The organism is Actinoplanes sp. NPDC048791 (genome assembly GCF_040650095.1).
GTDB lineage: Bacteria > Actinomycetota > Actinomycetes > Mycobacteriales > Micromonosporaceae > Actinoplanes.
This window is the reverse complement of record NZ_JBEZGQ010000901.1, coordinates 1-3,402: the sequence shown is the minus strand read 5'-3', so window position 1 is coordinate 3,402 and position 3,402 is coordinate 1. Positions and strand designations below refer to the sequence as shown.

General features: G+C 71.7%; 3 protein-coding genes and 1 pseudogene. All 4 read right to left on the bottom strand.

The window, feature by feature from the left end; all coding sequences use genetic code 11:
- Nucleotides 1-542 (bottom strand): annotated as a pseudogene (locus tag AB0C29_RS39385) (hypothetical protein); the annotation flags it as partial.
- Nucleotides 543-622: 80 nt separating this feature from the next.
- Nucleotides 623-2,179: an ATP-binding protein gene (locus AB0C29_RS39380; protein WP_360831765.1), complete on the bottom strand. Its 1,557-nt coding sequence runs from the start codon at nt 2,177-2,179 to the stop codon at nt 623-625.
- Nucleotides 2,180-2,192: 13 nt separating this feature from the next.
- Nucleotides 2,193-2,909 carry a response regulator transcription factor gene (locus AB0C29_RS39375; protein WP_023562178.1) on the bottom strand — a complete coding sequence of 239 codons (717 nt, stop codon included), beginning with the start codon at nt 2,907-2,909 and terminating at the stop codon, nt 2,193-2,195.
- Between the two features lie 67 nt (nt 2,910-2,976).
- Nucleotides 2,977-3,402: lysophospholipid acyltransferase family protein (locus tag AB0C29_RS39370; RefSeq protein ID WP_360831762.1), on the bottom strand; the 426-nt coding region annotated here is incomplete at its 5' end.

The following is a 3,402-nucleotide window of genomic DNA, read 5'->3' as shown; positions in this document are numbered from 1 at the left end:
TGGCCGGGCTGGCCGGGCTGGCCGGGCGCTCCCTGGGCCGCGTACTGCGGGTGGGGCTGGCCGGCGTAGGCACCCGCGTAGGGCGGCTGCGGCTTGCCGGGATACTGCTGCTGGCCGGCGCCGTAAGGCTGCTGGCCGTAGGGCAGCTGCTGAGTGTGGTGCTGCGGCGGCCCCTGCTGGGCCCCGTGCTGCTGGGCTGCCTGCTGCTGGGCCGGGTGCTGGCCACCGCGCTGCCACGGCGACGCGAGCCAGGCACCCTGCTGCTGAGGCGCACCCGACTGCGGAGCGCCGGACTGCGGGATGCCGGACTGCGGAGCTCCGGACAGGGACGCACCGGACAGGGGCGCACCCGACTGGGGAACGCCGGAGTGCGGAACGCCGGACTGGGGGGCGGCCGGCTGGCTCAGCGTGGGCTGCTGCGCCATGGTGTCGGACTGTCCCCGCTCCGGGCCGGTCGCGGGAGAGGCGTCCGCGGGCCGGTGCGACAGCTCCTCGGACGGTGAGCTTTCGTGCCGCTGCGGGTCGGTCTCGTACTCGTTCATGCGGACTACATTGCCCCTGTCCGCTCCGACTCACCTGTGTTGGCCCTGGACGTTTTCTGTGAATGGAAGTGCCGGGTAAATCAGGAGTCGTCCGGTTCCAGAGCGGGCAAAGTGACCCGGAAGGTCGCACCCTTGCCCGGCTCGCTCAGCACCTCCACAGTGCCGTGGTGGGCCCGTACGATCGCGGCCACGATGGCCAGTCCCAGCCCGGTGCCGGTGGCCGCGCGGTCCGTGTGCCGGGTCCGGGCCTCGTCGGCGCGGTAGAAGCGTTCGAAGACGTGCTCGCGCTGCTCGGGCGACAGACCGGGCCCGGTGTCGGCGATCTCGACGACCGCACGGTTGCCGGACTCCGGATAGAGGGAGAGCGTCACCGCGGCGTCGGCCGGCGTGTGCACCAGGGCGTTGGTCATCAGGTTGCCGATGACCTGCCGCAGCCGGGCGTCGTCGCCGTACGCGACCAGCTTCTCCGGCGACTCCCGCACGTCCAGCTCGATCTTGCGGTCCGGGGCGGTGGCCCGGGCGGCCTGCACCGCGTCCATGGCCAGCACCGGCAGCTCCACCGGGGCCAGCTCGACCGGGCGCTCACGGTCCAGGCGGGCCAGCAGCAGCAGGTCCTCGACCAGCAGCCCCATCCGGGCGGCCTCGTCCTCGATACGGCGTACCAGCTTGGCGGTGTCCTCCGGGTTGGCGACCGCGCCCTGGCGGTACAGCTCGGCGAAACCGCGGATGGAGGTCAGCGGGGTGCGCAGTTCGTGCGAGGCGTCCGCGACGAACTGGCGCATCTTCTGCTCCGAGCGCACCGCGCGGGCCTCGGAGATCTGCGCGGCCTCGGCGGCGTCCCTGGCCTGCGATTCCGCGGCGCGGGCGGCGGTCTCGGACAGCGCCCGGGCGGTGAAGGCCGCCTCGATCTGGGCCAGCATCGCGTTCAGGGCCCGGGACAGCCGGCCCAGTTCGGTCTTGGGTTCACCCTCGTCGGGCTCCGGATCGGGCACCCGCTGGGTGAGGTCGCCGGCCGCGATGGCGGCGGCGGTCCGCTCGATCTGCCCCAGCGGGATCAGGCTCTGCCGCACGATGGCCGCGCCCACCGCGGCCAGGGCGAACAGCACCCCGGCGCCGACCAGGACGTCGACCCAGATGAGCCGGGCGATGGCCTCGTCGATGCCGCGCAGCCGCTGCCCGGCGTGCAGCACGGTGCCGCCGTTGACGTAGGTGACGAGCATCCGCCAGATCACCGTGCCGTCGGCGGACTTGACCGTGTACTGCTTGCCGATGTGCTTGTTGACCTCGTTGACGCCCTTGAGCACCGGCGGCAGCTGGCTCGGCTTCAGCGCGGGGTCGTACTTCGGGTAGTCCGGGTCGCCGATGCCGTCCACCGTGGTGACGTTGACGTAGTAGTCGGCCGGCAGGATCAGCGTCTCGTTGCCCTTGAGGTTCTCCAGGGTGTCGGTGAACCGGACCAGGCCCACGTCCAGCCGGTTGATCATGTAGCTGTGCAGCGCGTAGGTGCTCGCGGCGCTGATCAGGGACAGCGCCGCGAACACCAGAGCCAGCACGGCGGCGACGAGCTTGGTGCGCAACGGCACCCGCCGCAGGTTGGTCTCGGGGACGTGGCTGCGGACCCGGTCGGTGATGGTCAGGGACACGGTCGGCTCATGCCGCGGGTTTGCGCAGCACGTAGCCGACGCCGCGGAGCGTGTGGATCAGTCGCGGCTGGACGTTGTCCACCTTGCGGCGCAGGTACGAGATGTACGACTCCACGATGTTGTCGTCACCCCGGAAGTCGTACTTCCACACGTGGTCGAGGATCTGCGCCTTGGAGAGCACCCGGTTGGCGTTGAGCATCAGGTACCGCAGCAGCTTGAACTCGGTGGGCGAGAGCTGCACGCGCTGACCGGCCCGGTAGACCTCGTGCGTCTCCTCGTCGAGCTCGAGGTCGGCGAAGACCAGGCGCGACGGCTCCTCGTCACCGGCGGTGGTGCGGCGCAGCACGGCCCGGATCCGGGCGGTGAGCTCCTCCAGGCTGAACGGCTTGGTCACGTAGTCGTCGCCGCCGAGCGTGAGGCCCCGGATCTTGTCGTCGGTGCCGTCGCGGGCGGTCAGGAAGACCACGGGCGTACGGGCGCCGCCCTCGCGCATGAGCCGGATGACCTCGAAACCGTCGAGGTCGGGCAGCATCACGTCGAGGACGACGAGGTCAGGGGTGGCGTTCTTGGCCGCGCTGACGGCGGCGCTGCCGCTGGTGGCGGTGCTGACGTCGAACCCTGCGAAACGCAGGCTGGCGGAGAGCAGCTCGAGGATGTTCGCGTCGTCCTCGACGACGAGGAGCTTCGCCTCGCTCTGCTTTCCCTGGGTCTGGGTAGCGGCCATGCCCACCATCTTCGTCCAGGTCGCTGCGCCTGCGCTGCACAGTGCCTGAAAGTTTTCTGTGAGCCCGCTAAGCGGCAAGATCGAACGTGGTGGACCGCAGTCCGGCCGATGCCTGAGCTGCCCGGGCGAGTGCCCGTCGGTCCGCACCGGGCTCCGGGCGCAGCGCGGGTGAGCCGACGAGCGTCACGGTCAGGCCGCGCAGACCGGCCACCCGGCGGACCGAGGACCAGAGGGTGTCGTCGCCGACGAAGGACGCCTGCGGGGAGCCGTACCGGATCGCGATCGGCACGACCGGGGCGCCCGCGTCCACCGCCGCCTGGAAGACCGCCGGCCGGAAGCGCCCGCGTTCGGCGCCGCAGAACGTCGTACCCTCCGGGAAGACCGCGACCGACCGACCGGCCCGCAGCGCCGCGGTGACCCCGGCCACCGTCGCCGGCAGCCGCTTCGGCCGGGTCCGGTCGACGAAGATCGACCCGGTCCGGGCGGCCAGCGC